The organism is Bosea vaviloviae (genome assembly GCF_001741865.1).
GTDB lineage: Bacteria > Pseudomonadota > Alphaproteobacteria > Rhizobiales > Beijerinckiaceae > Allobosea > Allobosea vaviloviae.
Window position 1 is genome coordinate 274,075 of record NZ_CP017148.1, and the last position, 25,318, is coordinate 299,392.

The window sequence follows — 25,318 nt, forward strand, 5'->3', positions numbered from 1 at the left end:
GATGGCGGACCATCTGCTCGACCATGTTCGCCCGTATCTTCACTGCAACGTGGAGGAGCGGATCGCTTATATTCAAGCTTCGCGATGGATCGGGCATCAGGTTGCGATGCAGGCGCATAATCGTCTCGCCGAACTGCTAGCCCGACCGCCGGCGCTACGGACCCGAGGTCTAATGCTGGTCGGCCCCTATGCCAACGGCAAGACGATGATCGCGGAGCGTTTTGCCGTCGAGCACGTGAGGAACGCCGACCAGCAGCGGTTGTGGGTGGTACAAACCCGTGAAGGCGCCGGCCTCGCCCACTTCTACGAAAGTATCCTGCAGGCTTTCCGCGCTCCGATCGGCAACAGCCGAAGTGTTCGTCGCACGACGGCGCAAATCGATCATTTGCTGGACAGCATGAGGCCCAGGATCCTGATCTTCGACGAATTCCACAATGCCTTGCGTGGCCGGACCCGGGATGTCGAGGCAGTCTTCGCATTTCTCCGGCGGATCGGCCGCCAGTTTGACATCTCCCCTGTTCTGATCGGCGAAGTCGCTGTCTATGACTTCATCAACCAGACCAGCGAGATGGCGAGCCGGTTCGAACTGCACGCGGTGCCACGGTGGCAGTATGATGAGGAGTTCCTGACGCTCCTTGACAGCCTCGAAGGCGCATTGCCGCTCGCACACGCCTCAGACCTCTCGGATGAGCCGTTGGCACGAAAGGTTTTCCAACTTTCCGAGGGCTTGATCGGAGAAATCATCGCGATTGTCTCGACAGCCGCGGCTGCCGCCGTCAGGTCGGGTGCGGAGCGGATCACGAAATCAGGAATCCAGAAGCTGCGCTACATCCCGCTCTCGGAGCGCCGCCGGGCAGCGATACGCTCCGAACTGCTATGAACGGCCCGCGCTTCGCCATCGAGATACGCGAGCGATACGGCAACGTCGTCCGGGATCGGTGGCCCGTTTCAGTCGATCCGCTTCCGAACGAGGTGCTGTCGAGCTGGCTACACCGTCTTGCGCTTGCGAACGGGCTCGCGCCACGTTCGTTCGCCGACGTCCTTGGGCTGCGCCCGAGGATGTCGCCACGGCTGGAACTCCGGCTTCCGCGCCACGTCGCCGCTTTGCTCGCCCATCAGACTGGCGTTTCGCATAAATCGATCTCAGCGATGTCGATGACTGGAGACGCTTTGACGGCGCTGCTGCTGCCGTTGCGTGAGAACTCGGACAGAAACCGCTCGAGCTGGATGCAGTATTGCCCCCTGTGCCTCGCAGACGATGATGTGCCGTATTTTCGCCGGCACTGGCGGCTGGCATCGCGCATCTCCTGCTTCGAGCACGTTACCGGCCTTCGAGACCGCTGCCCGTCTTGCCGCAGCGGAATCGCATCCTTCAACCAAGGCGAACTGATCCCCCAACATTTCTGCGCACGATGCGGCTTTGACCTACGATCTGCCTCGAAGACGCAGATCAAAGCAGCGGCGCGTCGGCTAGAACGCTCGATCGAGGACATATGTCGGGTCGAACTGGCAAAGAGACCGGCGTCTGTCGGTGACCTGATTTCGCGCCTGCTAGGCGCGCCGGTTGCCGCCGATCTCACCTCGGCGAAGTCGCTCACAAACCTATCAGCCTCGATGCGAATTCGTTGTTTCGAGCGGCTCGCATCGGATCCTCATGATTGGCTGATAACCGACAAGGACGTTGGCGCCGCGTACTGGCGTCGCATGATACTGGCGGCGGGCGGCCACCAAGAGTTGATCGCTCGCTTCGCAGACGCCCTAGAGAAGCAACAGGGCTCGCCACGACCGAAGCGCTCCCCGCCAGAGGGAGCTGATCTATCTTCGCTGCTCGAGGCTTACTGGCGCATGCACGCAGAAGGCCCGCGTCGTGGCAAAAACGGGTAGAGGGCTGACGCAGTCCGTCGTCAGAGGATTTGAGACCGTTTTCGTTTCTCAGGAAACCGCAATGGCCTCATCGTCGATGCCGAGCGGACGCAAGCCACGGGCTGGGCCGAACGCGCCGCCGCCGAGGCGATGATCGAGACCACCGCGCCGACGGGGAGCGCGACGCTCGGGGCCGACAAGGCCTATTACACAGCCGCGCATGTGGCCGCCCTGCGCGCGCTGCGCGTCACGCCGCATGTGGTGCAAAATCAGACTAACCGCCGCTCCGCCATCGACGGCCGCACCACCCGACACCCCGGCTACGCCATCAGCCAGTGCATCCGCAAGCGCATCGAGGGGCCGTTCGGCTCGATGAAGGCCGCCGGAGGCTTCTGGCAAACAAAACATCGCGGACGCGAAAGAGTGCGGTGGATGTTCACCATCCGGGCCGCAGCCTATAACCTCATTCGACTTCCCTGTCTCTTGGCGACGATTTGAGGGAGAATGGCGCGCAGCAACGTCACAACGGAAAATCATCGATACTGATCGTGAATTTCAGTAACCTAATAATCGCTCAACTTGGAGCCGCTCTCTTTTGCCGCGTTACCTTTGTATTAACGAAATTTCTCCGCTTAATAACGTATGAATCATGATTCCCCCATTGACATATCCGTATTATGACATCAGCATGACATATAGCTAGGCAGCCCGCTGCAATCTAACGTTCAGGCCGAGCAAAATCTGGGTTAACGCGCGAAGGATACCTACGCAACGATGAGCCAAACTCTCGCCCAAACCAGCAATTATGATCCGGTCGCCCTGCATTACGACAGTACTCGGAATATGCCGCATCAGCTGCTCCAGTCCCTTTATCAACGGGCAGTTGCGGCGGGTATGCTATTACCCGGGACCAAAGTCCTAGATGCGGGCTGTGGAACAGCCCAGCTCTCTTTACCACTAATCGAAGAAGGGTACCAAGTGCTTGGGATAGATGTGTCCCAAAAAATGCTCGATATAGCACGCGAAAAAACCAAACAGCACCCCAACGCTGTATTTAAACTCCTCGACGTCCGACAGACGGGACTACCATCTGGCGAGTACTTCACGGTCGTCGTTTCGAAACTATTTCAGCATGTAGGCTCCTGGGAGAAGGCAGTCCAAGAGCTTGTCCGTGTAACCCAACATTCTGGCTACGTACTTCATATCAACGAAAAAGACGCTTTTAAAAACGCTGTCCGCAAGCAATTTTCGGCTCTATGCAATGAGCGCGGCTACAAACGGCGCTATGTTGGAATTGACAATCGCGCCGAGTTGGCAGGTTCGTTTGAGTCCTGCGGTGCTATTTCAGTACCGTTTGATGCATCTGGCCTTGCTTGGGAAAAGACCATTTCCTACGGGGAAGCGCTGACACATCTACGTTTGCGGCTCCACTCGGAATTTTGGATCGTTCCCGACAACATATATGACGACCTCCTATCGCAAACAGAAGCGTGGGTTGACAATCATGCGGCTGGGAAGACCACCATCGAGCAGATGCGGCCATATCTCACCGTTGAGTCCTTTCGCGTCAGCTGATGCTTAAGTGCTTCCCATAGATCACCCCTGCGCCCTTCTCTGCGAGAGCGAACCGTGATTGTCCCCAAGCGCATTCTGGTTACCCCTGCCTCGCTTTGTGCTGATCGCGACCTACTATCCCCGCTCGCTGCTTTTCACTCCATCGAGTATTCCGCGCAGCATCTACCATCAGACCTCGATCGCTACTCAGCCCTAATACTGGGGAACGAAACATTCGACCGCGAGTCGTTCCGTGCTGCCCGGAACCTGCGTATAATAGTCCGATATGGCGTAACTTTTCACAATGTTGATCTGCGAGCCGCAGCAGATCACAACGTCGTTGTAACACACTGTCCACAGATAGCGACCACATCCGTAAGTGAGTATGTACTAGCCACTTCTTTGCTTATGATCAAGCAGTTGAATCACGTAAATAAGCGACCTTCTCGTGAGTTGACGGAATTCAAATTTGCTGACTTTTCGAACAAATCGTTCGGAGTAATCGGACTTGGAAATATCGGGGAACGTGTTGCGCGTACCATGCAGGCACTCGGCTTACGGGTTCTTATCTATAATCGATCTGATAAATCTCCAACATGCGACAAATTAGGAGTCACGCAAACTACTTTAGAGCGCGTTCTGCAGTATTCAGATATAGTATCTGTGCATCTAACGCTAAACGACGAAACGCGCGGCTTGATGGGTCACGGGCAATTCAAACACATGCGCGCGGGCGCTCTTTTCATCAACACGTCCCAGGCAGGTCTCGTTGACCCAGCAGCCTTGGCAGTCGCACTCGAGTCAGGACATTTGGGAGGCGTGGTCTCAGATTTCACCTACCCCGGATTCGATCTAGCAGCTTATCCCAATAGTTTCGTTACGCCACACATCTCGAGCCGTTCAATCCTCTCTACCACGCAGAAGGTTGCTTTGGTTGTCGACACAATTCGCGATTACTTCAATGGATCAAAGCCCCCACTGCCCAATCAAATAAATCCGGCGTGAGCGGAACAGATGTCGGAGTGCCTACATACGTCACCTATAGTCATCATGGCCCGCCACGGCCAAACCGCAAACGCAGGTCACAACTGGGGACTCCTAGAGGTTCCGCTCAGCACTGCGGGCATCGCAACTGCCGAACAAATGCGCTTAAGACTGCTACCGTATTGTGCTGTGCGCATATACTGCAGTCCGCAGCAGAGAGCTAAAGATACCGCGACCATCATATCGGGTCGCAATATACCCGTCGAAATAGATAGCCGCCTTTCGGCGAAAGATTACGGTATCTATAATGGAGAAACAAAGCAGGTAGTGCGCAATATTCGGGGGCCTCATTTGAGTGACGAAGATCTATGGCGATGGACTCCTCCCGGCGGAGAGAGCTACATAACTGTGGGGCGCCGTATATTGTCCTTCCTGCGCGCGCTCATTGACCTCCCGCCCGGTGTTGTCATCGCGGTTACACACGAAGGCCTTTTGAAGGTATTCTCCTCCCTGATCGCGCAGGATCAGGGGCACATCCGTCTCGGATACGACTATGGCCACACGATTATAGCCTCGATAACAAATTCCGCGCTCACCTCCAGCGAGGCGTTCCTCGACGCACTCTTTGAACGCTCAACACCATCGACTTAAACTCAAGCATACTGCTTCGCTGTACTGACCAAGAAGGACACAATAATGAGCGCTAAGAACGGAGAACGTATCTGTATTGCCTACGGCGGTGGCTACGTCATCGTCAACGGAGCGACTTCTTCTGTGTGCGAGTTATTAGCATCAGAACTCGGCGGATTCTTCACAATCGGCGCAGAACTCCCTCACGAAGGGAACCTCGTAGGTGAAGTCACATTCCATCATGACCCCGCAGCCAGGGACGATATCGAGAAGACGTTCCGACGGTCAAAGGGGGTTCCACTAGTCATGCATGCGCCTTCGGATCCGAAACACCGACGATATGGTATCAAAATTGAGGCGCCGTCGAGCACATATGTTATCCGAACCACAAAGGCCGGGACGTTCAAATACGATCGGGAGACTGCAAAGATTGCCGTCTATCACGCTGATGAAATCGACGGTGGAAAGGAGTTGAGGCGAGTCATAAGGGACCAGCTTTTTGTTCCCTGGCTGGAGCAGCAAGGATACTTCGCCATCCATAGCGCTGCCTTTGCAAATACATTGGGAGATGGAACCCTCGTTGTCGGCCAAGGTGGAAGCGGTAAAACGACGTTCTTCGTCTCGGCACTCGCACAGCGATCTTATCGAATGCTCTCTACCGACCGCACCTTAGTCAAGTTAACCGACGAGGGGATCCTGGCCTTGGGAGTTCCGGAGGCGGTGAATTTTCTGCCCGGAACGCTCGCACAGTTCCCAGAGCTTCGGGACTTATCTGAGAGTTCACCTGCTGAACGCTTCTGGGCGAGGAACTCGAAATTCCATGTGCCGTGGCGGCTTCTCTACGGGCGCTTCGCGGCCCAGCCCTCCCACAGTAAGGTCCTGCTTAAGAGGATCGTCTTCCCTGAGTACGGGGCACAATGGGAATGTCGCACCCTTAGCCCTGCGGAGACGCGCGAGAAACTTGAAGAAGAGTTACTCACAGCAGACCGCGACCTCCCCGTCCCAAACTGGATGGAAATCTACAAGCAAAGAGATACGTCAGCGGAAACCCTGCTGGAGTCAATGAGCCATGTCCATGCGGAGGCGGTGCGCTGGAATGGGGTCTCCGAAATCTCCCGCTACCTAGCGCACGCAACTCGACCTGAAAGAGAATCTGTAATGCCTTTGGGACCGCGATGACGAACACAGATCACGAGACAATCACTACAAATGGGTTGTCAGCGGTACTGGAGCTCGTTGCGCTGCCTAAGTTCTTGCTTTACATTTTGGGGAATACGATTTCGCTCACAGGAAGCTCCATACAGCGGATCGCCATTCTATGGTTTCTCTGGAATGAAGCGAAGTCAACGGCGGTTCTAGGGCTATTTGCGCTCCTAAGCTTCGGTCCGTCAATGATTACCTTATTATATGGCGGACTACTCGCAGACACTGTCGACCAAATGCGAATTATTACTTGGTCTAAAGCCGTTCTCACTATCCAGGCCCTTGTACTCGTGATTGCCGTACCATTTGACATGCTCTCGATAAATTTGGTCCTTGCGCTGGCCGTAGTCCAAAGTTTGATATACGGAATCAACCAACCCTCGAATTTGGCGTTTATCAGCAACTCGGTTCCTCGTCGGCTCCTCGGCCAGGCGTTAACACTAAATACCGTCGGATCATATGTCGCACGCGTCAGTGGCCCTCTTCTGGGTGGGTGGATTCTGAGTACGCACGGGCTCCAGATGGCGTTCGTTGTGAACTTCCTCAGTTATCTTCCGTTATTCGCAGCTATTGCCATCGTCGGCTCGATTACCTCTTCCTCAACCCATGTGGACAAGCAAAGCAGCCACCAGCGGATCGCAGGAGGATTTCAAATTGCCGTAGGGAGAAGAGATATTGCGGTGACGCTGACTGCCTACCTCGCAACCGCAGTAACCATTCGCTCATACGCAGACTTCCTGCCCGCAATCGTAGATGGATCCTCGACGGACCACGCACTGTTCCTCGGGTATCTGAACGCCGCGATCGCCGTTGGTGCCTTGCTAGGAACACTGCCTACGGTATACACGGCTACTAATTACGCTCGTTACGTTCTTCTGATAGCCTCTAACATCACATTGGCATGTGCGGTAGTTTTTCTTTTTTATCCTACTCCCTTCCCAGTAAGGCTCTTACTGGCACTGGTCGCCGGAATGTCAACGGTTATCGGAGGGGTTGGCGCACAGACTATCCTCGCCTCGCTGGCTGAGGACTCCTCACGTGGTCGGGTTCTTAGCATCTATACGCTGATCTTCCGAGGAGGGCCTGCTGCCAGCGGAGCTTTCATCGGTGTCGTCGCGGCTAAGTATGGAATGGCATCCACGTTTGCTGCCGCGTCCGTACTTTGCGGGCTGGTCAGCGCGGTCGCGTGGAGAGAGCGTCAGCAGCTGAGGGTCGGCCAATGAGCGTCCGATATGCAGGTCACCTTGAGCAGTGTTCCATCCATCCTAAAGTGAGAGCTCGAGGCTATCATTTGAATAGGTTGTCATGACTGAGCGCGGAGCCACAGAATTCCTACTTTGGATTGCTCGCTCTGGCGAGGAAGGGGCACATATCGGTTGGCGTGACCTCGATGATGCTAGGCTTTTCGAGTTAGCAAAAAAGCATCGCGTTGTCGGGCGTGCGCTAGCTTGCCTGCAACGAGAGGACGCGCACCGGCGACACGCGTCCCTGGTTGAGCTTCTTAGCGAGGAGTTCGTCCGGATTAAAACAGCCGCTCGCTTACAGAGCGAGGTGACCGAGTCGTTCTTGTCGGTGGCCCGCCAAGCAGGCGGGCAGTTCGTACTGATCAAGGGAAATACCGTATTCGATCTTTTGGGTGGAGAGTTTCGTCTGCGAAAGACAAGCGATATCGATATGATTTCCAGTAAGCCTGACGCATTGCACAGCCACTTGCTCGATCTCGGGTACGTGCACTCCTGGAAGGCCTCAAGTCATGAGGAGATAAATATACGATATCAAGGCACATTAGTTGACGTGCACAAGTATTTTCCACTCTTTCGTATGACGCGAGGCGAGCGGGCCATTCCTGCTCCAATCAACTCGCAGGCCTTCGGGCTTAATCTCCGTACCAACAATCTGGAGCTTGTCGCGCTGGGCGTCGATGAAATCATAGAGGGCTCGATATACATCCCTCACATCGACGGCCATCCAATTCTTCGGCCGGCACCCGCGCTTGCCGCGTTCATCACGGCAATGCATTTGTATGGCGACTTCGTGCGAGCGTATCCCGCGCTGATGCGGTTTCGACCCTTGGTGCGCTTGTTTGAACTCTTGGAATTAGACGAACTTATCGGGCACGTTGACTTTGATCCTGTCAAGTTTCGCGTTTATGTGGATTCCCATGGGGTCCGAAACGAAATGGTGCAAGTCGCCAGAATTATGGCTCAAGTGACGGGGAACCGTAGGCTGTTCGAATTACTGGGAGCGCCGTACTACAATGGAAACGAATACGAATTATTCGTCGCCTTTGGCTTCTCTGTCAGCCGAGAATATGACGTCACCGACCTCTTAATTAGACCTCTCGGGTTATGTGGACTATTAAGCGGCGAGGCGATTGAAACGCTGGTGTTCGAGGATCGCAGTGTCACGCCACTTGTTGGTGGGAACTCCGCAGTGAAGCCTACATACTGGGGCGAAAAGAATTTTCCTGCAATCATTTCTGTATGCCGACAGGAGCGTATGCTAGAATTTACTATCGAATACCTGGAATCCCAACTGCCATCTCCATATATTTCTATCACCCTGGGGCAGGATTATTACAGAATATTCCCTGAATGTCGTGGGAGGGAGACTTCTACTATGGTGAATAGCGCGCACGAAATACAGGCCATGGAGGTGTGTTTGGGGGCTCTAATGCAGAAAGTGCGCGTCTGCATAGAGGCGGGTATGGGGCACCGCGGCGAGGAGATGCTCGACGCGACGTTGACTCTCGGAAATGTCTCAGGCGCCACGATGGATCTGGGTCTCTTTGTTCCGTATCGGTGTGTCCTGCCACCTCAATTCGACCAGCAGGGCACGCCCAGGCGTTCCGCCTTGCCGTAGTTCAAAGGAACTTAGCGCAATGATAATACATTTGCCCTGGCTTATCTTTCTCGGCGATGCACGGGATCAGATTGCTGCAAAGACGGGATTTGCGATAGCGCACTGGCAGCGTGAACGCTGCGTCGGACAAATGCGCTTTGAGAACTGCCGGGCGGACTGTGGGCTTGCTGACGTAGGGCTAGAGCAAGCTGCTGCAGCAGGCACAAAGACTATGGTTCTTGGGGTTGCCATAGGCGGCGGAGAAATTCCCAAGTCTTGGGAACCCGTCATCATTAGGGCGATGGAACTGGGCATGGACATCGCGAATGGGTTGCACACAAGACTGGCGTCGTCGCCAGCAATTGCAGAAGCCGCCGCCCGGTACGGGCGTCGGCTATTCGATGTACGACATCCGACTCAAACGTTTGCGCTTGCGACTGGCAAGCCCCGGTCTGGAAAACGAGTTCTTACGGTTGGCACAGACGCGTCGGTCGGTAAAATGCTTGCGGCTCTGCACATAGCCCGCGGGCTGCAAGCATGTGGAAGAGATGCGCGTTTCAGGGCGACCGGGCAAACGGGAATTCTTGTTTCCGGAGAGGGAGTCGCAATCGACGCAGTTCCAGGCGATTTCATTGCTGGTGCCATCGAATGGTTGTCGCCTGCAATTCCGGAAGGAAGCTGGGACGTAATAGAGGGGCAGGGCTCGCTCTTCCATCCTGCGTATGCAGGGGTTACTCTGGGTCTCTTGCATGGAGCGCGGCCGGATTTTCTTGTGATGTGTCACGATCCGGCTCGTGCGCATATGCGTGGCCTTCCTAACTATCCGGTTCCTGATCTTAAGGCCTGCTTCGATGTGCATCTGAATGGAGCCCGTTTAACCAACCCCGAAGTCAAACCAGCTGGCATATGCTTGAATACGTCGAGTCTTAGCCGTGCCGAAGCGAACATTATGAGGGATAAATTCGAGCGGGAATTCGATCTTCCCACGTGTGATCCGCTCATTACCGGTGTCGGTCCCATTGTTGATCGAATGCTGCGCGGACTGTGAGCAACAGGGAAAAATGTCCAAGCGAGAGAGAAAAAAGTGGCCGGGCTCCGAAAGCGCGCTTCGGAGGGATACTGGTAAGATTGTCACGGATGATGGAGAACTCAGCTTTGTCGCATATGGCCCTGATCGAGCAGGGAACAAGCCACCAATTTTACTCTATATGGATTCTGTGGGGATCCGCCCTGGTCTGGAGGAATTTAGTCGTAGACTCGCCAGGGCCGGACATTGGGTAATTTTGCCAGATCTCTACTACCGAACAGGGCCGATAGAGATTGACGCAAGGTATCCGGCTAAGTCTTCTGCTGAGATTCAGCGCCATACGAGCGCGCTAACGGAAGGGGCAATTCTGTCTGACACACAACGGATATTGGCCGCGATGACGGAGTTCGGCGGGCGAGCGATCGGCAGATGGATTACGATGGGCTTCTGCATGGGGGGGCGTTTCGCGGTTTGGGCGGCCGGTCAATATTCTGGGCAAGTTGCGGCATGCGTGTCCGTCATAGGCACTTCATTGGTTAGAGAGACTGGTGAATCGCCGGTGGACCGGCTGTTTTCGGAGAATATTCCGAGCCTATTTGTGTTTGCTGGCGCTGATGAGTATATCAAACCCGCGTCGGTAGCTGCGATAGAGGAGAGGGTCCGCCGCGCAAAGAACGGATCTCAGGTGAAGGTGTGCCCAAGCGTGGGGCATGGGTTTATTTTTCCTGATCGGCACAATTATGACGAAGCAGAATCAGAGCACGCTTGGGAGTTTATAGAAGAATTTCTAAGAGGGGTACATTAACTCTACGTCATTCGGCGTGCGAGGCTGACTCTGACCCATTTCCGCTGCTGCGTGACGAGCTGGCGTGGCGCTCACGGCTGGAGCAGCTTATGGCGGGCCGGTTCGGTTTTGCATCCCTGATCTCGCCTGGGCTGGCGGTGGACGGCGTCGACGACAGCGAAGGCGCGCTGGTCGTGACCGCCCGCAGCAGTGCCCTTCCAGATGCAATAACAAATGCAATCTGCGCCAGCCCGGACCGCCGCACTATCTACGTACCGACATTTATGAATGAGATTTATGCGTTCGAACGGACCGCATAGTGAACTGCCTCGGGTTTGTCGGAGGCCGTTCAGTTTGAGGCCGGCCGCCATGGCTCGGCTGGCGCAGAGAGAGCCCGACGACGAGTGGGTTGAGTTACCACTCGCTTTCCGGCCACCCGATTTTCGAGTGCGCGGGAACAAGGCCGGTGCGATTGGCGACCTGCCGTCCGACGTGATCGTGCAAGGCTCGTAAGCATGCGCCGGAGGCCGCCTTGTGGATGGGCATTTGGGCGTCCAGCTTTTCGCGTTCGTAATCCGGCAGCAGTGCCGGCAGCGGTGCCAGCCACTCGATGGAAATGTCGAATGACAAGCCAGCAAAACCTCCGAGTACGTGCCGTTGGCTGTTCACTGCTAACCGTCGCTTAAATTGCCCACCACGATCGAATTTAGACACTATAATGCCTAGGGACGATATGCACAGTCCGCTTCGTTCAGTCCATGGACGTTCGGCGGATCATGGCAAAAAACGTGCGGAAATTCCGCACGGCGGCACAGCTTTCTCAGGAGGAAGTCGCAACCCGCATGGGAGTTGAACAGACCTATGTGAGTGGTCTCGCACGCGGCGTGCGTAACCCGACGATCACCACGTTAGACCGTGCCGCAAAAGCGCTTAATGTCGATATCGTCGAGCTCTTGAAGGAATAGCAAACCTGAGTCTGTTGCGCGGCCCGCCTGAGGATCTTGGGCGGCGCAGCCTAGACCGCGTCTTCGTCCTCGGACGGCGACGTTTCGGAGTCCGAACCAAAAATCGACATCGGAAGGTCGCCAGCTAGCAATCGGTCTTTGCTGAGTAACCCAGCATCCTCGAGCTTTTCGAAATCCGGCAGATCCCGCAGGGTCTCGAATCCGAACTGCGACAGGAATTCTTGCGTCGTCACGTAGCTATAGGGCGCGCCCGGCTGCGGGCTCCGTGGTCCGGCGGCGATGAAACCGCGCTTGCGGAGATGCCCGATAGTGTCGCGGCTGATCTCCTTGCCGAACACTTGGCCGAGTTCGGCGCGGGTGATCGGCTGAAAATAGCCGATGCACAACAGCACCAGGCTCTCCGTCTGTGACAACGCCTTGCTATCGGATTCGCCGAGCCCGGTGGCCCTCCGGATCGCGACAGCGAACCCCTTCTTGGTCCGATGCTGCCAGCCGCCGGCAACGGAAACGAGCTCGTAGGGTCTTTCGCGCAATTCATCGCGGATATCGTCAATCAGGAGATCGAGGCTGCAATCGCGGCCGACGACCCGGGCGAGCGTTTCACGGCCGACCGGCTCCGGCGAGGCAAAGATCACGGCCTCGACGCGCCCCATCCATTCGCGCCAGCGCATCTCCGGCGGCAGGTCCGCGAGCTCCACGTCGAACAGCTCTTCAGTCGGGGTCTGCCGCACCATCGTCAGAGCCCATAAAGCCGAAAGCTGGCGCGCCCCGACAATTCCCGCACCGCCTCAAGAGCGGTCAGGCGTTCGAACAATCGTCGTGAACCCCACCGCGTCAGGTTTTTCGTCTGCAGCGTGCCGGACACACAATCCTCGTCGAGCAGAAGCTGGATCACCTCCCCTGCTCCTTTAGCGCGCAGCTTCCGCGTGGCTGCATTGAGGCGGGCCGCTCGCGGTGCCATCTCCCCGGCGCTCCGACAGGCGTCCGTTGCCGCCAACGCGAGCGCCACGCAGATCGCACGTTCAAACCCCTCTCCTCCCGGACGGTCGCGGCCCCGATCACTCAGGCTGCGGAAGGCAGGCCCGGGCGCCTGCGTCACCAGCAGGGGCACGGCCACCGGCCAGCGCATCCGCGCCGCGATAGCGAGGTCTGCGATCCACCAGCCGAGCAGGCCTGCATCGGGCCGCAGCCGGTAGGCCTCGGTCGCGATCGCCGCAGCGACCAAAGGCGCTGGCTGGCCAGAGCCGGCTAGGACTTCAAACTGCTCCCCCAGCGAGACGAGGCTGTCACTCCAGCGCAGGCCAAGCAGATTCGCCACTCTGCGCAAACGGTCAGGAGAGACGATGGGCGAGCGCTCGGCCAAGCCTTTCCAAGCGGCAAGCAGGTTGCCGGCAGGGCCCGGATCGGCTCCCGGCGCACGCAGGTACCAGGCGTCGCGCAACTGCGCTTCGCTCTCGGTCCGACCGGTCAGCGCGGCCGCTGCGGCCGCGCCTTTCAGCGCGAGTCGCTGCCGCCAGCTTCCAGCCCAAGCGGGAGCCATTCGAACGAGATTATCCAATGAGTTCAATGCCGATCCCGCCAGGAACGCGGCCTCGACATCGCTTGTCACGAGCCCATGCGGAACCGCCCAGGCTGGCACGGTCGGGGGCGCAGAGGCGACACTGGCGGTCGGGTCGGATGCGGGCATTGTGGGGAAAGGACGCTGCAAGAGTGCGCTTATTGCTAACTAATATGGCCTAAAGCGCACGGGCTGTCCAAAGCATATAATGTCCGATAAGGTTCCATTATCGGACATACTCGAGCAGGTGCCCAACCGATGCCAAGTTCCCAAGCGAGCCCCCCGAAAATCGACGGTATGGCCGTCGCCCGTATCAATGGCGAACAGCCTGACATCGCCGAGCCGGTCATAGAGATTGGTGCCGCGGAGCCTGCAACCCTTATCCCGGCGCGCCTGGAAGCTCTTGTCGAGACAGCAACGGGATACGCGAAGGCCGCCAGCTCGGAGAACACGCGCGCCGCCTACGCCAAGGACTGGCGGCATTTCTCCTCGTGGTGCCGCCGGGAAGGCCTTGAACCGCTGCCGCCGTCCAGCCAGGTCATCGGGCTCTACATCAGCGCCTGCGCTGCCGGCGAGCCAAAACGCGGCCTCCCCTCGCTCTCCGTCGCAACGATCGAGCGGCGCCTGTCCGGCCTTGGCTGGAACTTTAACCAGCGTGGCCAGCCGATGGATCGCGCAGATCGGCATATCTCGACAGTTCTCGCTGGAATTCGCCGCAAGCACGCGAAACCGCCGAGGCAGAAAGAAGCCGTGCTCGGAGACGATCTGTTGGCCATGATTGCGACCCTCGGCCATGACCTGCGCGGCCTCCGCGATCGCGCCATCCTGCTGCTCGGTTTCGCCGGCGGCCTTCGCCGCTCAGAGATCGTCGGTCTCGACGTTGTGCGTGACGACAACAGCGACGGTGCCGGCTGGATCGAGATCTATGCGGACAAGGGCGTGCTGGTAACCCTGCGCGGCAAGACCGGTTGGCGCGAAGTCGAGGTTGGGCGCGGCTCCAGCGACCACACCTGCCCCGTCGTCGCGCTTGAGAGCTGGGTCCGTTTCGGCCGCATTGCCCGAGGCCCTCTCTTTCGGCGCATCTTCAAGGACAACAAGACTGTCGACGTCGAGCGGCTGTCTGACAAGCACGTTGCCCGCCTGGTCAAACAGACCGTACTCGAAGCGGGCGTCCGCTCTGATCTTCCAGAAGGGGAACGCGCTCTTCTGTTTGCAGGGCACTCGCTCCGCTCAGGTCTCGCCTCTTCGGCCGAGATCGAGGAGCGTTACGTTCAAAAGCATCTCGGCCATGCGTCGGCTGAGATGACGCGCAAATATCAGCGTCGGCGAGACCGGTTCAGGACAAACCTCACCAAGGCGTCCGGGCTATAGAAAAAGCCCCCTCCCCCACCCCGCTCAGGCCGCCACCAGCGGTCCGGCAGGGCAGATATTTTACCTTAGCGTTTCAATTTTCCTGCAAGAATTTTAGCTTAGCGTTTCAATTGAAATCGTTAAGTGAAAGCGACACTCGGCGGCTGCGGCGCAGTCGCAAACCAGGGCTTTGCGGTCATCGCGCGACAGGTCATAGCGAATTGAATTCACACCCATAACTGTATCATACCCAAGTCATATCGCAATTCACTTGTTTCACAGCGACATTCGCTCGAACACGCATCTCACTATCGATAATTACTTCTTATCGATAGTGATGGACATGAAGCCGGAAATCGGCGATTCTGGCGCTCCAAAACGCCGCCGGCGGCCATCAGCTGGGCTCCGGTCGATCAGGAGCGCCCGTGACGTCGATCGCCCTGCTCTCGACCGAGTCCGACACGCGGCGCGCCCTGCAGCTCGACGCGCTCGCCGGCATTTTGCCGCTGGAGCGCCGCGATCAGCTCGCAAAAATCCTGACCGACGAGGATGTCGCAACCCTGCGCCACCTTGCCCGCGAAGGCATGGGCGAAAACTCGCTGCGCGCGCTGGCTTCGGATCTCGCCTATCTTGAAGCCTGGTCGCTTGCTTCGACGGGATCTGCCCTGCCCTGGCCGGCGCCGGAGGCGCTGGCGTTGAAATTTATCGCCCATCACCTCTGGGATCCGGCGCGCCGCGCTGAGGATTTTTCGCACGGCATGCCGGCCGACGTGGAGGCTTCCCTGCGCGCCGGCGACCATCTGCGCAGCGACGGGCCCCATGCGAGCTCCACCGTAAAGCGCCGGCTGGCGCATTGGGCGACGCTGCATCGCTGGAAGGGGCTCGAGAGCCCGCTCGGCACGCCGGCGATCCGGACCGGTCTGCGCCTGGCTGTCAGGGCCAGCGCAAAACCGCGCCGGCGCAAAAGCAAGCGCGCGGTGACGCGCGACATTTTGGACCGGTTGATTGCGACCTGCCAGTCAGACCGCCTCGCCGACAGCCGCGATCTCGCCATCCTGCTCGTCGCCTTCGGCTCCGGTGGGCGCCGGCGCAGCGAGGTCGCGCGGTTACGCCTCGAGCAACTCACCATCGAGGCTGATGTGCCGCTCGATCCCGATGATCAAGACTCCGCGCGCCTGCCCTGCATGGCGATTGCGCTCGGCCGAACCAAAAACAGCCAAGCCGACGACGATGCCCGGGTGCTGCTGATAGGGCCTCCCGTCGAGGCCCTGCGCGAATGGCTCGAGCGCGCCGCTATCAGCAAGGGCGCGGTGTTTCGGGCGATCGACCGCTGGGAGGCGATCGACGATCGTGCGCTCACGCCCCAGGCAATCAACCTGATCCTCAAGCGCCGCTGCGCCCAGGCCGGTCTCGATCCGATCGCGTTTTCGGCTCATGGCCTGCGCTCCGGCTACCTGACCGAGGCCGCCCGCAACGGCGTTGCCCTGCCCGCAGCCATGCGCCAGTCCCAGCACCGCTCAGTCCAGCAGGCCGCGCGCTACTATAACGACGCCGACCAGGCGCTCGGAAAGGCCGCAAGGCTTGCGATCTGAGCTTTTCATGGAGGCCGGGTGCCGTCATGTTTTCGAGGTGATCCACGAGAGGCGCGGCCATGCCGATGAGCGACGACGAACGGAGACGGTTCAATGAGCAGCTCGACCAGGCGGTCGAAGCCGCCAAGGCCGCACTGGCGCCGGTGTTCGACAAGGGCGCCTATGACCTGTCGGAGGACGAGCTATCGCTCCTGTCGGAGGTTTCGTTCAAGCTCGGCGTGCTGCGGATCGTCATCATCGACCGGGATCTGATCGCCGACCAGGTCGAGGCGCGCTGGCAGGAGGAGAAGGCGCGCCGAGCCGCCGCCGTACTCCGCATAGAACAGCGATCTTCGAACCCACTCCGGTAGTCTCTATCGGCAATGCCGCGGATCGAGCCCATGCGCCAGGGCACGACGCGGAGCACACAAACCACCGAGCGACTGCTGCTGCCAGGAGCATTCGTGTTCACGCGGGCAATCAAAAGCGTGACGACGCATCGGATCATTCAATTTTGGCCAGGAACCGTCCGCGCCTGCTGACGCCATCGCGACCTCGCCGATCGCCACGCGCCCGGCCTGACAGATTTGGCCATCGAACCAGCGGCACGCCTCACGCTCGCAGGGAGCATTGACCGCTCCGCTAAAACTTGAGCCGTCTACAGCGAACAGCGGACACATTGTCGCCGGGCAGAATATGGCACCCGTCATTGGAATTCTGAATTTGCCACCCGCTCCGCGCTGCCCGCCGTGCTCACCTCGGCAAATCCGGCCGCTGAGACCGAGCTATCCCGGTCGATCCGCAGCGACAACCCCTGCCTCAACAGCCAGCGCTCGACCTCCGCCGCGCGTGCTGGTCCGATGCCCTTTTCGGTCTCAAGCTCGACGCGGCTATAGGCCGCCGCAATCCGAGCCAGATTGGCCGCCCTGTCACGCGACGACCGGCCGCCAAGCGCCGCATGACGCCCGGAAAGAAGCACGGTCAGGATCGCGCGGGACAGTTTCGCCATGCCGGTCATCACAAGCCCTCGCAGCGGCGCTTGCAAGGTCTCGATCGGCCTCAGCAAAATATCCCGACAGAGCGTGGCTGCGCCGCATCACCATAACGCCCGCTTCTTCTCGCGTCGTTGGCCGCCGACCGGCATCTCAGCAAGGCCGCCGGTTGACGCTTTAGCGGTCCGCGTCGCACAGCATTCGTCCGGACTCGCCCCTCGAGGATCACACATGGACGAAAAGTCGAAACAGCGTCTCGAGGCCGACAAGGCCTTTCTCATGCTGCAGGCGCCCGAGAAAGGTGGCGATCACGCTCCCTCCGAAGGCGACATCGCCAACCGGGCTCGGGATGCCAACACCGCGCGGCTGAGAGAGTTGCGCCTGCAGAAGGAAGCCCAAGAGCGTGAGGCAGCCCCCTCACCCATCCCCAAGACACGCAAAGACCGAAAACCTGATTGAGGCGGTGCACCGCGCCCAACCGGCAACCGCCAAATCTTCCAGACCGAGCCTTCAGCGCGAAACCATCTCCAGACGCGGCCGCGTCCCGAGCACACGCCGATCGGTGGGGCGCGCGACGAATTCATCAGACGCCCTCAGCGCAGCCAGGACACACGGGCGAACATAGGCGCGCATCTCGATACGCCATTGTTCGGTCATGGCCTCCCAGCGGAACTGTTTTGGATCGCGCACGGAGTCGTGCAGTGCTTTTGCTGCCGCTTCGACGGCCTCTGAAACGCGAAGCTGATGCATAACCGCCCCTTACTCAACCGAACCGGCACCACTATGGAGCTCTCGGCATTCCAAGCAAAGCGAAAGACGCCAATCGCCGTCGATTAAGCATTGCCTGAGGCGTGTTCTTCTCAACCATCGGCTTCAACCCTCACGCTCGCTGCTTTTCGCGTTTCCGGCTGCCGATCAGTGCCATCAGCATCGGCCCGAGCGAAAACTCTCCGGCCTCGGCCTTTCGGGTCAGCCCGCGCAGATAGCCGCCGGCGCTGTTGATCGCCTCCCCGCGCTGCAGAATGGCGGCCACGACGATCGCGGCCTCGATTTCGCCGAGCGCGCTTTGCGCCTCAAACCAGGCGCTGGGACTGATCCCCAGCATTGGCCGAACCACGGCAACAGCGGCTGCGAGATCGCGCCAGTTCGAAATTCCCCCGCGGCTGTAGTCGATGATGTCCGGACAGGCGTCGAGCACCATCCCCAAGGGATAGGTCCGTTCCGGCATCCTCGCCGGTTCCGGTTCGATCTCGACAATCGCCCCCCTGCTTTCTGGAAAGCGAGGTTCAAGATCAGTAAGGGAGTCTGGTTTTGAATTCTGTATGTGACGCTCAATATGAGACTCATTGCTGCTCATATTCTGGGTTTTGACATGGTCTTCCAACAGGATAAGCACTTCGTCGGCCAGCAGCGAAAGCTCCTCGGCGATCGGCTCGAGTACCAGACGCGTGGCTGAGCGCGGAATCCGCCCGACGATGCCCCTGTAAAGCCCATGAACCTCCATCCAGTCGGCCGGGCCCTGCCCTCCCCGGCGGGTCGGCACGCCCTCCTCCAGGCCTGTCGCGATCATCTTGGCGATGTCGCGCCGGCAGATAGTGATGCGCTCACGCACCAGCTTGAGCGCACGGTCCTCAGCCATGACCTCTTCGGCCAAGGCCTCGAACTCCTCGGCGCGAACAACCAGCGGCGAAAGGTCGAAGCCAAAGGCGAGCTCGATCTCCCCGGCCCTGTCCTTGCGGGCATAGCGCTTGCCGTTGGGGCTATCGCGGCGGACGATCAGCCCGCAGTCGACCAGGACAGCGAGATGGCGCCGCAATGTCGCCGGCGGCATGCCGTGCGCGCGCAGGCAAAGCTGCTGGTTCGAGGGGAAGACCACGAGCCCCTCGCCGGTCAGGACGGTCTCGGGATGAAACGTCAGCAGCGCGTTCAGCACAGCCAACGCTCGCTCGGTCACGCCGAGGCTGTTCTTGGCCGTGCATATCGCGCGGAAGACGTTCCATTTGTGGACCGCTTTTTCCGGCGGCCGCGTTTTCGCGCTCGCCTGGCTTGCCACATGAGCAAGCGTCAACGATCGCCGCCCGAAGGGCGTCGTCGAGAGTCGTGGTTCCATGATCCTTGCCTCGTTCAGGGCAAAGAAATCCTGCTCGCCGAAACGGCGCTAAATCTCTCACGAGACTCTTGACGGTGATTCGTGGAAGTGCGATTCTCTCAGTCGCCAAACTTGAAGAGAAGGCTTCCGGAACTCCGTTTCGGGGGCCTTTTTCTTTGCTTCAAACGCTCCTTTTCTGTGTCGAAAATACTCGGTTCACGCCTCTGCCCGGCGTTTGAACGCCGCGTAGATCTCGGGAATTGTCTCGACGAGATAGGCGCCAAAATCGGCAGCCACCGTTTTGTCGATCGTGACGGTCACCGCTTTCGCATCTTCGCGAATGCTGGCGACACGAAGGCCGTCGTCGGATTTCCAGATCGTCGGCCGCACAGCCTTCGGTTTCTTCGGTGCCACCGCATCGAAGATCCTGCTGAAGCGCTCATCTGAACTCAGCGCAGGGAACTGTGCCCCGCCGGCTGCTTTACGCGCCTTTTCAATTGCAGCCGCTCCGTCGAGCCGCGTCGACAATTCAATCCAACGATCGCGCCCGGCTTTCGGCGCAGGCCCGATGGCTTCGATGATGTCATAGGGAATTTTGACGGCGGAGGAGATCAGCCGGGACAATCCTGACTTGTCGACTGACAAAGCCGACATGATCGTCTCGCGATTAAATCCCCCCTCTTCCAGACGGGCAGCGAAGAGGGCTTTCTCGATGAACGAAAGATCTGTCCGAGCGCTGTTTTCCTGCCCCTGCGCAACGACCAGTTGCTCGTCCGAGAGCGGTTTGACGATAGCGCGAACAGTTTGGCCGAGCTCCTTCAAAGCTCGCAGCCGGCGCCGGCCATAGGCGATCTGATATCGCCCTTCATGATCCGGATGGGGTCGAACCAAGATCGGCACCTGCTGGCCATGCTCACGGATCGATGCGACCAACAGATTATGGTCATCGCCTGCATCTGCCAGACGATCGGCGATGAGTGATGCGTCAATCAGTTCGGCAGCGAGGTCGAGTACCGCGTGCGCCTTCAGCTGCTCGATCGAACGCGTCACAGCGCCAATGGCGCCACCTCGCGGCCCAAATGCGCTCGACTGCAGGCCTTGGATCGGCTGTATCGGGCCTGCAGGTTGAGGCGCGGCCGCCGAGTTGCCGGCCGGCAACTTTTCGTCGAGCAATCCGGCCAAGAGGTTCTTGCGAGCCATTACCCTCGTCCCCAAGCGGAGAGAACCAGTTGCTCAATCTCGCCGTTGACATTGTCCAACGCCTCGAGCGCTCGATCATATGTCGAACGGGTGAACTGGTCGCGGCTGACCTCATAGAGGGTTTGCTTGGTGATTCCGGCATCGGAAATGGCCGTGCTCTTGAGCATGGGGTAATTCAGGACATGTTCTCCGAACATGGAACGCATGAACGACATCATCTGGTTCTGAGGGCCATCGCCAGGCTCATATCGCGTGACGAGATAGCGCATCCAATCATAACCCATGTTGCCGCCGGCATTGGCGACAACGCCAAGCAGATCAGATGTCATGATGAGAAACTGGCACATCGACATGACGTCGAGCATTTGCGGATGAACCGTGACGAGAACCGCAGTTGCGCAACACAGGGCCGACAGCGTTAAAAAACCGAGCTGGGGAGGGCAATCGACGACGACAATGTCATAGTCGTCAGCAACCGACGCCAGAGCCGCGTCCATCCGGGTGAAGAACATCGTCTCCAGCTGCTTCTGGCCCATCAGCGCTTTCGGAGTTTCGTGTTCGAACTCCATCAGCTCGAGATTGCCCGGAACCAGATCGAGATTGGCGAAGTACGTCTTCCTGATGATCTCTTTCATATCCCGGCGTTCGCCATCATAGCGGATCGCGCCGTAAAGCGTCTGGTTTTCGCCAACGTCGAATTCCGGCTGGAACCCGTGGAGCGCCGACAGGCTCGCCTGCGGATCGAGATCAATCGCCAGGACGCGGTAGCCGCGCAGCGCATGATATTGCGCCAGATGGGCCGCGGTCGTCGTCTTACCGCTGCCCCCTTTAAAATTGACCACAGTGATGACCTGAAGATGCTCGTTGCGGTCGCGGCGCGGAACATATCTGCGATCAGCCTTGCCGCCGATATCAAGAAATTCCCGGAGCGCCTGAATATCCTCGACTGTGTATGATCGCCGTCCCTGCCGGCCGACATCGACCTGCGGGCCCTTGCCCTCGAGAGACAGCCGCCGCAGGTAGCCGTCATTGATGCCAATCAGCTTTGCAGCTTCGATCGACGAAAAGCGCCGGAGCGTCTTGCGGGCTTCTGGCGGAAACAGCTGGAGCCTATGAGCTTGCAATTTCGATGAGAGTTCGCGCGCATGGGCGCCGACCAACTCGTGAATCGCCTTCTTGGGCTGGGCAAGATTGAAGGCAGGTTCCACAGCGAACTCGCGTAAACACGGAAAATGGCGCTCATTGCGCCGATTGCCGTGACAAGATCACCCGATTCCCTGAGTCTGGCAAGCGATTAAGGGTTAACGAGTGGTTAAAGCAGCGCCCGCCCCTAGCAAAGTTGCCGGCCGGCAACTCGCGCGGCTTGCGCGCTGGCGCGCCGCCGATGGGTAGCAAGACGTGCCCGGCGGCAAACCCACCGCGTTGTCGAGCGACCGGCCACCTCACGGCCGTGCGGCATACCCTCCCACCGGGATCTTAAATAGGCGACGCGATGTCGAGGCTTTCGCTGGTCGTGTGGTCAGTGGGAGGAATTTATTGCAGCAGAGGCCATGGTCCTATGGGATTAGAAAATGGTGCGTGCCCGCATTGCGATGGCGACAGCTTGCGGCAAGGTGTCAGCACCGAGTTTCACCCTAGCGTTGTCGAGATGAAACTTCACCGCCCGCTTAGTTACGCTCATAATGACGGCCATCTCGTCCATGGATTTGCCGCGAGCGGCCCATTCCAGGCACTCACGCTCCCGCTGCGTGATCCGGCCCGAGGTTGTGGTCGAGGCCACAGGCAGCTTGGCATCGACGTGCGCGTGAAATGTCAGCCCTATCAACTGGATGATATCGTTTGCCTCCGTGACCATCCTCCCATGCGCTGAACTGACGTCATCGACCGCCAAGGTGAAGGCGGCGAATCGATTGAAGCCGCCCGTAATTGCGACCGAGACGCCATGGCGGATACCAAACTCGTCTGCGTCGTCAAAGAGCCGCTTCTGGGCGCGCAGTGGAAACCGGCAAGCAGCTTCGCGGGTCCACTGCATCGTGGAACGCCCACTTCGGGCAAAGGCGACGACGGGATCGACGTCTTGATATCTTTCCGTGAAATAATGCTCACTCCAGCGTTTCGGATAAGACGAGATCAAAACCGGATCAGCCTCGCCAAAGCCGAGATAGGCGAAATACCGGAAGCCCATGCTCTCGGCAGCGCGTTGGCCGACGCGCCCGAACTCTGCTTCCACCGTTGATGAGTGCAAGCCGTCGACCAGTTCCTGATAGGCGAATTCTACGAATTTCATGGGGCCTCCGAAGTTGGGGCGCCGGTTTCACGCGCCTGAGAATCCTGTTCGTTGAATGCAAGAGGCCTGCCGGAAAGATGAGCTGAGATCACGGCCGCAACTTCCGAGTGAATCCGCCCTGTCACATCTGACAGGTTCTACGAAGAGCCGTACCTGCTTCATTGGCTTACAGATCAACGCGGTGGGGAGTGGGACATGCAGGTCATCGAGATCAGCCGCGCCGTATATGGCGCCAACTTCAAACTTCTGATGGGCATGCATCGCCTGCGGCGGAAGGTCTTCAAGGATCGTCTGGACTGGTCAGTGTCGACAACGGGCGATCTCGAAATCGATCAGTATGACACGCTGGGCGCCAGCTATCTTGTCATCGTTGATAACGGCGACGTGCTGGGTTGCGTGAGGTTGTTGCCGACGACCGGTCCGAACATGCTGGCCGACACTTTTCCAGAACTGCTGGACGGGACAACAGCGCCGCGCTCCGACAAAATAGCCGAGAGTTCGCGTTTTTGCGTTGATACCGAGCTGTCTGACTCGACCAGCGATGGGGGACTGCGCCGCGCGACACTGATGCTGCTCGCAGCGATGCGCGAATGGGGCGAGGCGAGGGGATTAGCGTCCATCGCAACGGTCACCGATTTGCGTATGGAACGTATCCTGCGGCGCGCCAACTGGCTACTCACGCGCTTGGGCTCTCCTCGGAGGATTGGCTCGACCATGGCAGTAGCGGGGCTGCTCCCAATCCAGGAAGCCCCCTCCAAATGCTGGACTTCTGCCGTCGCTCGCGAGCAGGACCATCACATGGGGCAGACGGCATGATGGCTTGCGATGCAAGCGCGAAGGCAATGGCCGCAAAGCTGCACGAACGCTGCAACGAACCGCTGCAGGCGATCACGCTCATCGGTCAATGTATGACCAAGGCCCTTTTTGCTGGCAATTCGGCCGTCGTGCTCTTTTGGGCTCTGGTCCATGCCCATTACCGCGTCGCGGCACTCTACGGCGATACCGAGTCGCCAATCGCCCAGCTTTCCGAAATCGTCATCCCGGATCCATACGGAAACGACTGACGAGACCATCAAACTTCCGCTGGTCCCACAATGACGTTCGCCATGTCAGACGTCGGTGGATTAGCAGCGACGCCGATGTTGGTTGGGAAATCTCCCGGTCCCTGAGTGCACGATGCCTTGCCTTCCTTGCAGTTCGGATCGGCCATCGAGCGTGCGGAGCGCGCCATGTCGCAAATCGTGGTGCCGTTGATGTCGGCGAAGCCGGAGCAGCGGCCAGAGCTGACCATCTTCTGGCAGTTCCCAGTTCCAAGCTGGATGCAGGACGACAGGAAGCCGGCATCGACCTTCTGGCCATCGAAGGTCTGCATTGAAGCAAGTTGCCGCACCACACCGGCATTGTAGCCGTCATTGGTCAGGTTGGCCCAGGCGTTGACCTGTTGCTGGAGCGAGAGGCAGCCATAGCCCTCGCGATCGGTGCCCGCATATTTTCGGACGTTGGCGTTGTTAAGCTGGAAGATGCCCGTGCAGCAGCTTCCGTTATAGACGCTCTTGTTGCCACCGGATTCGTAGCGACCGAGTCCGCCGAGCGAGCACGATGTCGATTTCAGATCGTCTCGCAAAGACGAGTTCCTGACCGCGTCGGTAATGTCCTGGGCCGAGTAGTTCGTGCGCTCGCAATATTGCCCGCGCTGGGCGAAGGCGTCGGAAGTCAGAATTTGCCCGACGGCCAGAGCGACGGCGACGAAGGCGCTCGTCGATTTTGGCATGTGCATCTCCCGCGCTTAGTTGATGGCGTAGGTGCGCTGGCAGAACGCAATCGCCTTACCGCCGACGATCGTGCGAAACGCGATCGTTCCCGATTTTGGATCGAATTGCGTGTAGGAGCTGTCCGCTCGGTTCTTTGCGGGGAGATCCTTGTCGGCATGATCGACGTAGCAGCCGCTCTCGGTCTTGGACGAGACGACTTTTCCATCCTTCATCACGACGATGCGGAGCGGGCAGATCGACGGCTCGATCTCGGCGCCGCTGGAGTTCGCGCCGCTGTCGCAGCCGCGTACCAGCGCCGTGCTGATGATCACTGTGCGATCGCCGAGCTGATAGGTCGAGGATAAAGCCGTGACGAGAGCATTTCGGCCATTGAGCGGAAGCTTGAGCTCGTTCTCAGCATACGCATTTGCGGACGCAATCACATCGGGCCAGATGACAGACTGCAGGACATCGCTCGTCAACGGCTGCCGAAAATCATGGAACGTCATCGGCCGCCAGGTCGAGCTCGCCTCGGGCTGCGCAGCTGCGGTGCCCGCGATGGCGATCGAACAGAGCGCGATGGCTCGTTGCAAAACGGTCTTCATGGCCTGCTCCTTTTTCTGACAACGACGGGGGAGGGTGGTTGATGGCGGGGCAGCGATCACGCGG

General features: G+C 58.8%; 29 protein-coding genes and 1 pseudogene. 19 read left to right on the forward strand and 11 right to left on the reverse strand.

Annotated features, from left to right (window positions below):
- Position 1 precedes the first annotated feature (1 nt).
- The 12 genes and pseudogenes from BHK69_RS30855 to BHK69_RS30895 all read left to right on the forward strand — a co-directional run bounded on the left by BHK69_RS30855 (position 2) and on the right by BHK69_RS30895 (position 11,206).
- Positions 2-880, forward strand: a complete 879-nt coding sequence (locus BHK69_RS30855; RefSeq protein WP_069694280.1) for a TniB family NTP-binding protein — start codon at positions 2-4, stop codon at positions 878-880.
- Positions 877-1,884, forward strand: a complete 1,008-nt coding sequence (locus BHK69_RS30860) for a TniQ family protein (RefSeq protein WP_069694281.1) — start codon at positions 877-879, stop codon at positions 1,882-1,884. The genes BHK69_RS30855 and BHK69_RS30860 overlap by 4 nt, the downstream gene beginning before the upstream one ends.
- A 54-nt stretch (positions 1,885-1,938) precedes the next feature.
- Positions 1,939-2,361: pseudogene (locus BHK69_RS30865) on the forward strand (transposase); the annotation flags it as partial.
- A 276-nt stretch (positions 2,362-2,637) separates the two neighbouring features.
- Entirely contained in the window at positions 2,638-3,438 is an 801-nt protein-coding gene (locus BHK69_RS30870) for a class I SAM-dependent methyltransferase (protein ID WP_069694283.1), read from the forward strand.
- Between the two features lie 54 nt (positions 3,439-3,492).
- Positions 3,493-4,422: an NAD(P)-dependent oxidoreductase gene (locus tag BHK69_RS31780; RefSeq protein ID WP_158516313.1), complete on the forward strand. Its 930-nt coding sequence runs from the start codon at positions 3,493-3,495 to the stop codon at positions 4,420-4,422.
- Positions 4,423-4,467: 45 nt separating this feature from the next.
- Positions 4,468-5,052 carry a histidine phosphatase family protein gene (locus BHK69_RS33685; protein ID WP_158516314.1) on the forward strand — a complete coding sequence of 195 codons (585 nt, stop codon included), beginning with the start codon at positions 4,468-4,470 and terminating at the stop codon, positions 5,050-5,052.
- 45 nt (positions 5,053-5,097) lie between these two features.
- Positions 5,098-6,210 carry an ATP-binding protein gene (locus BHK69_RS32480; protein ID WP_148663740.1) on the forward strand — a complete coding sequence of 371 codons (1,113 nt, stop codon included), beginning with the start codon at positions 5,098-5,100 and terminating at the stop codon, positions 6,208-6,210.
- Complete coding sequence (locus BHK69_RS30885; RefSeq protein ID WP_069694286.1) at positions 6,207-7,457, forward strand: MFS transporter; 1,251 nt, start codon at positions 6,207-6,209, stop codon at positions 7,455-7,457. The genes BHK69_RS32480 and BHK69_RS30885 overlap by 4 nt, the downstream gene beginning before the upstream one ends.
- 82 nt (positions 7,458-7,539) lie before the next feature.
- A complete protein-coding gene (locus BHK69_RS30890; protein ID WP_069694287.1) occupies positions 7,540-9,096 on the forward strand; it encodes a nucleotidyltransferase family protein in 1,557 nt (518 codons plus the stop codon).
- Between the two features lie 19 nt (positions 9,097-9,115).
- A complete protein-coding gene (locus BHK69_RS31790) occupies positions 9,116-10,123 on the forward strand; it encodes an N-acetyltransferase DgcN family protein (protein WP_083269962.1) in 1,008 nt (335 codons plus the stop codon).
- A gap of 13 nt (positions 10,124-10,136) precedes the next feature.
- Positions 10,137-10,907: a dienelactone hydrolase family protein gene (locus BHK69_RS31795; RefSeq protein ID WP_083269963.1), complete on the forward strand. Its 771-nt coding sequence runs from the start codon at positions 10,137-10,139 to the stop codon at positions 10,905-10,907.
- An 89-nt stretch (positions 10,908-10,996) separates the two neighbouring features.
- Complete coding sequence (locus BHK69_RS30895) at positions 10,997-11,206, forward strand: hypothetical protein (RefSeq protein WP_069694288.1); 210 nt, start codon at positions 10,997-10,999, stop codon at positions 11,204-11,206.
- Between the two features lie 94 nt (positions 11,207-11,300).
- On the opposite strand, the gene BHK69_RS32485 is transcribed toward BHK69_RS30895, so the two are convergent.
- The gene (locus BHK69_RS32485) at positions 11,301-11,516 is read right to left on the reverse strand and encodes a hypothetical protein (RefSeq protein WP_148663741.1); all 216 of its coding nucleotides are present in this window, start codon (positions 11,514-11,516) and stop codon (positions 11,301-11,303) included.
- A 146-nt stretch (positions 11,517-11,662) separates the two neighbouring features.
- Here BHK69_RS32485 and BHK69_RS30900 point away from each other — a divergent pair, with 146 nt between their 5' ends.
- Positions 11,663-11,851, forward strand: a complete 189-nt coding sequence (locus tag BHK69_RS30900; protein ID WP_244548581.1) for a helix-turn-helix domain-containing protein — start codon at positions 11,663-11,665, stop codon at positions 11,849-11,851.
- 50 nt (positions 11,852-11,901) lie between these two features.
- On the opposite strand, the gene scpB is transcribed toward BHK69_RS30900, so the two are convergent.
- Both scpB and BHK69_RS30910 read right to left on the reverse strand, forming a co-directional pair.
- A complete protein-coding gene (scpB, locus tag BHK69_RS30905) occupies positions 11,902-12,585 on the reverse strand; it encodes an SMC-Scp complex subunit ScpB (protein ID WP_069694290.1) in 684 nt (227 codons plus the stop codon).
- Positions 12,586-12,587: 2 nt separating this feature from the next.
- Positions 12,588-13,460 (reverse strand): DUF1403 family protein, encoded by an 873-nt coding sequence (locus BHK69_RS30910; RefSeq protein ID WP_342029760.1) that lies wholly within the window; start codon positions 13,458-13,460, stop codon positions 12,588-12,590.
- A 246-nt stretch (positions 13,461-13,706) separates the two neighbouring features.
- Between BHK69_RS30910 and BHK69_RS30915 the strand changes: the two genes are divergently transcribed.
- The 3 genes from BHK69_RS30915 (at position 13,707) to BHK69_RS30925 (ending at position 16,701) form a co-directional block, all read left to right on the forward strand.
- Positions 13,707-14,780, forward strand: coding sequence for a tyrosine-type recombinase/integrase (locus BHK69_RS30915; RefSeq protein ID WP_425285587.1), 1,074 nt, complete (start codon positions 13,707-13,709; stop codon positions 14,778-14,780).
- A gap of 404 nt (positions 14,781-15,184) precedes the next feature.
- A complete protein-coding gene (locus BHK69_RS30920) occupies positions 15,185-16,351 on the forward strand; it encodes a tyrosine-type recombinase/integrase (protein ID WP_069694293.1) in 1,167 nt (388 codons plus the stop codon).
- A 59-nt stretch (positions 16,352-16,410) separates the two neighbouring features.
- Complete coding sequence (locus BHK69_RS30925; RefSeq protein WP_069694294.1) at positions 16,411-16,701, forward strand: hypothetical protein; 291 nt, start codon at positions 16,411-16,413, stop codon at positions 16,699-16,701.
- 335 nt (positions 16,702-17,036) lie between these two features.
- Here BHK69_RS30925 and BHK69_RS30930 read toward each other — a convergent pair whose 3' ends face one another.
- On the reverse strand, positions 17,037-17,348 hold the full coding sequence (locus BHK69_RS30930; RefSeq protein ID WP_148663742.1) for a hypothetical protein: 312 nt from the start codon (positions 17,346-17,348) through the stop codon (positions 17,037-17,039).
- A gap of 205 nt (positions 17,349-17,553) precedes the next feature.
- On the opposite strand from BHK69_RS30930, the gene BHK69_RS32490 reads away from it, so the two are divergent.
- Complete coding sequence (locus BHK69_RS32490) at positions 17,554-17,781, forward strand: hypothetical protein (RefSeq protein ID WP_148663743.1); 228 nt, start codon at positions 17,554-17,556, stop codon at positions 17,779-17,781.
- A gap of 51 nt (positions 17,782-17,832) precedes the next feature.
- Here BHK69_RS32490 and BHK69_RS30935 read toward each other — a convergent pair whose 3' ends face one another.
- From BHK69_RS30935 to BHK69_RS30955, 5 genes are all read right to left on the reverse strand, one after another.
- Entirely contained in the window at positions 17,833-18,072 is a 240-nt protein-coding gene (locus BHK69_RS30935) for a hypothetical protein (RefSeq protein ID WP_069694296.1), read from the reverse strand.
- Between the two features lie 130 nt (positions 18,073-18,202).
- Entirely contained in the window at positions 18,203-19,432 is a 1,230-nt protein-coding gene (repC, locus tag BHK69_RS30940) for a plasmid replication protein RepC (protein ID WP_069694297.1), read from the reverse strand.
- A gap of 195 nt (positions 19,433-19,627) precedes the next feature.
- Positions 19,628-20,611 (reverse strand): plasmid partitioning protein RepB, encoded by a 984-nt coding sequence (repB, locus tag BHK69_RS30945; protein ID WP_069694298.1) that lies wholly within the window; start codon positions 20,609-20,611, stop codon positions 19,628-19,630.
- Positions 20,611-21,819, reverse strand: coding sequence for a plasmid partitioning protein RepA (gene repA, locus BHK69_RS30950; RefSeq protein WP_069694299.1), 1,209 nt, complete (start codon positions 21,817-21,819; stop codon positions 20,611-20,613). The genes repB and repA overlap by 1 nt, the downstream gene beginning before the upstream one ends.
- 356 nt (positions 21,820-22,175) lie before the next feature.
- The gene (locus BHK69_RS30955) at positions 22,176-22,898 is read right to left on the reverse strand and encodes a helix-turn-helix transcriptional regulator (protein WP_069694300.1); all 723 of its coding nucleotides are present in this window, start codon (positions 22,896-22,898) and stop codon (positions 22,176-22,178) included.
- A gap of 195 nt (positions 22,899-23,093) precedes the next feature.
- Between BHK69_RS30955 and BHK69_RS30960 the strand changes: the two genes are divergently transcribed.
- Both BHK69_RS30960 and BHK69_RS30965 read left to right on the forward strand, forming a co-directional pair.
- Positions 23,094-23,714, forward strand: a complete 621-nt coding sequence (locus BHK69_RS30960; RefSeq protein ID WP_069694301.1) for an acyl-homoserine-lactone synthase — start codon at positions 23,094-23,096, stop codon at positions 23,712-23,714.
- A gap of 26 nt (positions 23,715-23,740) precedes the next feature.
- The gene (locus BHK69_RS30965; RefSeq protein ID WP_148663744.1) at positions 23,741-23,962 is read left to right on the forward strand and encodes a hypothetical protein; all 222 of its coding nucleotides are present in this window, start codon (positions 23,741-23,743) and stop codon (positions 23,960-23,962) included.
- A gap of 8 nt (positions 23,963-23,970) precedes the next feature.
- On the opposite strand, the gene BHK69_RS30970 is transcribed toward BHK69_RS30965, so the two are convergent.
- Complete coding sequence (locus BHK69_RS30970) at positions 23,971-24,669, reverse strand: hypothetical protein (protein WP_244548582.1); 699 nt, start codon at positions 24,667-24,669, stop codon at positions 23,971-23,973.
- 15 nt (positions 24,670-24,684) lie between these two features.
- Positions 24,685-25,314 (reverse strand): hypothetical protein, encoded by a 630-nt coding sequence (locus BHK69_RS30975; protein WP_244548583.1) that lies wholly within the window; start codon positions 25,312-25,314, stop codon positions 24,685-24,687.
- Positions 25,315-25,318: the final 4 nt, after the last annotated feature.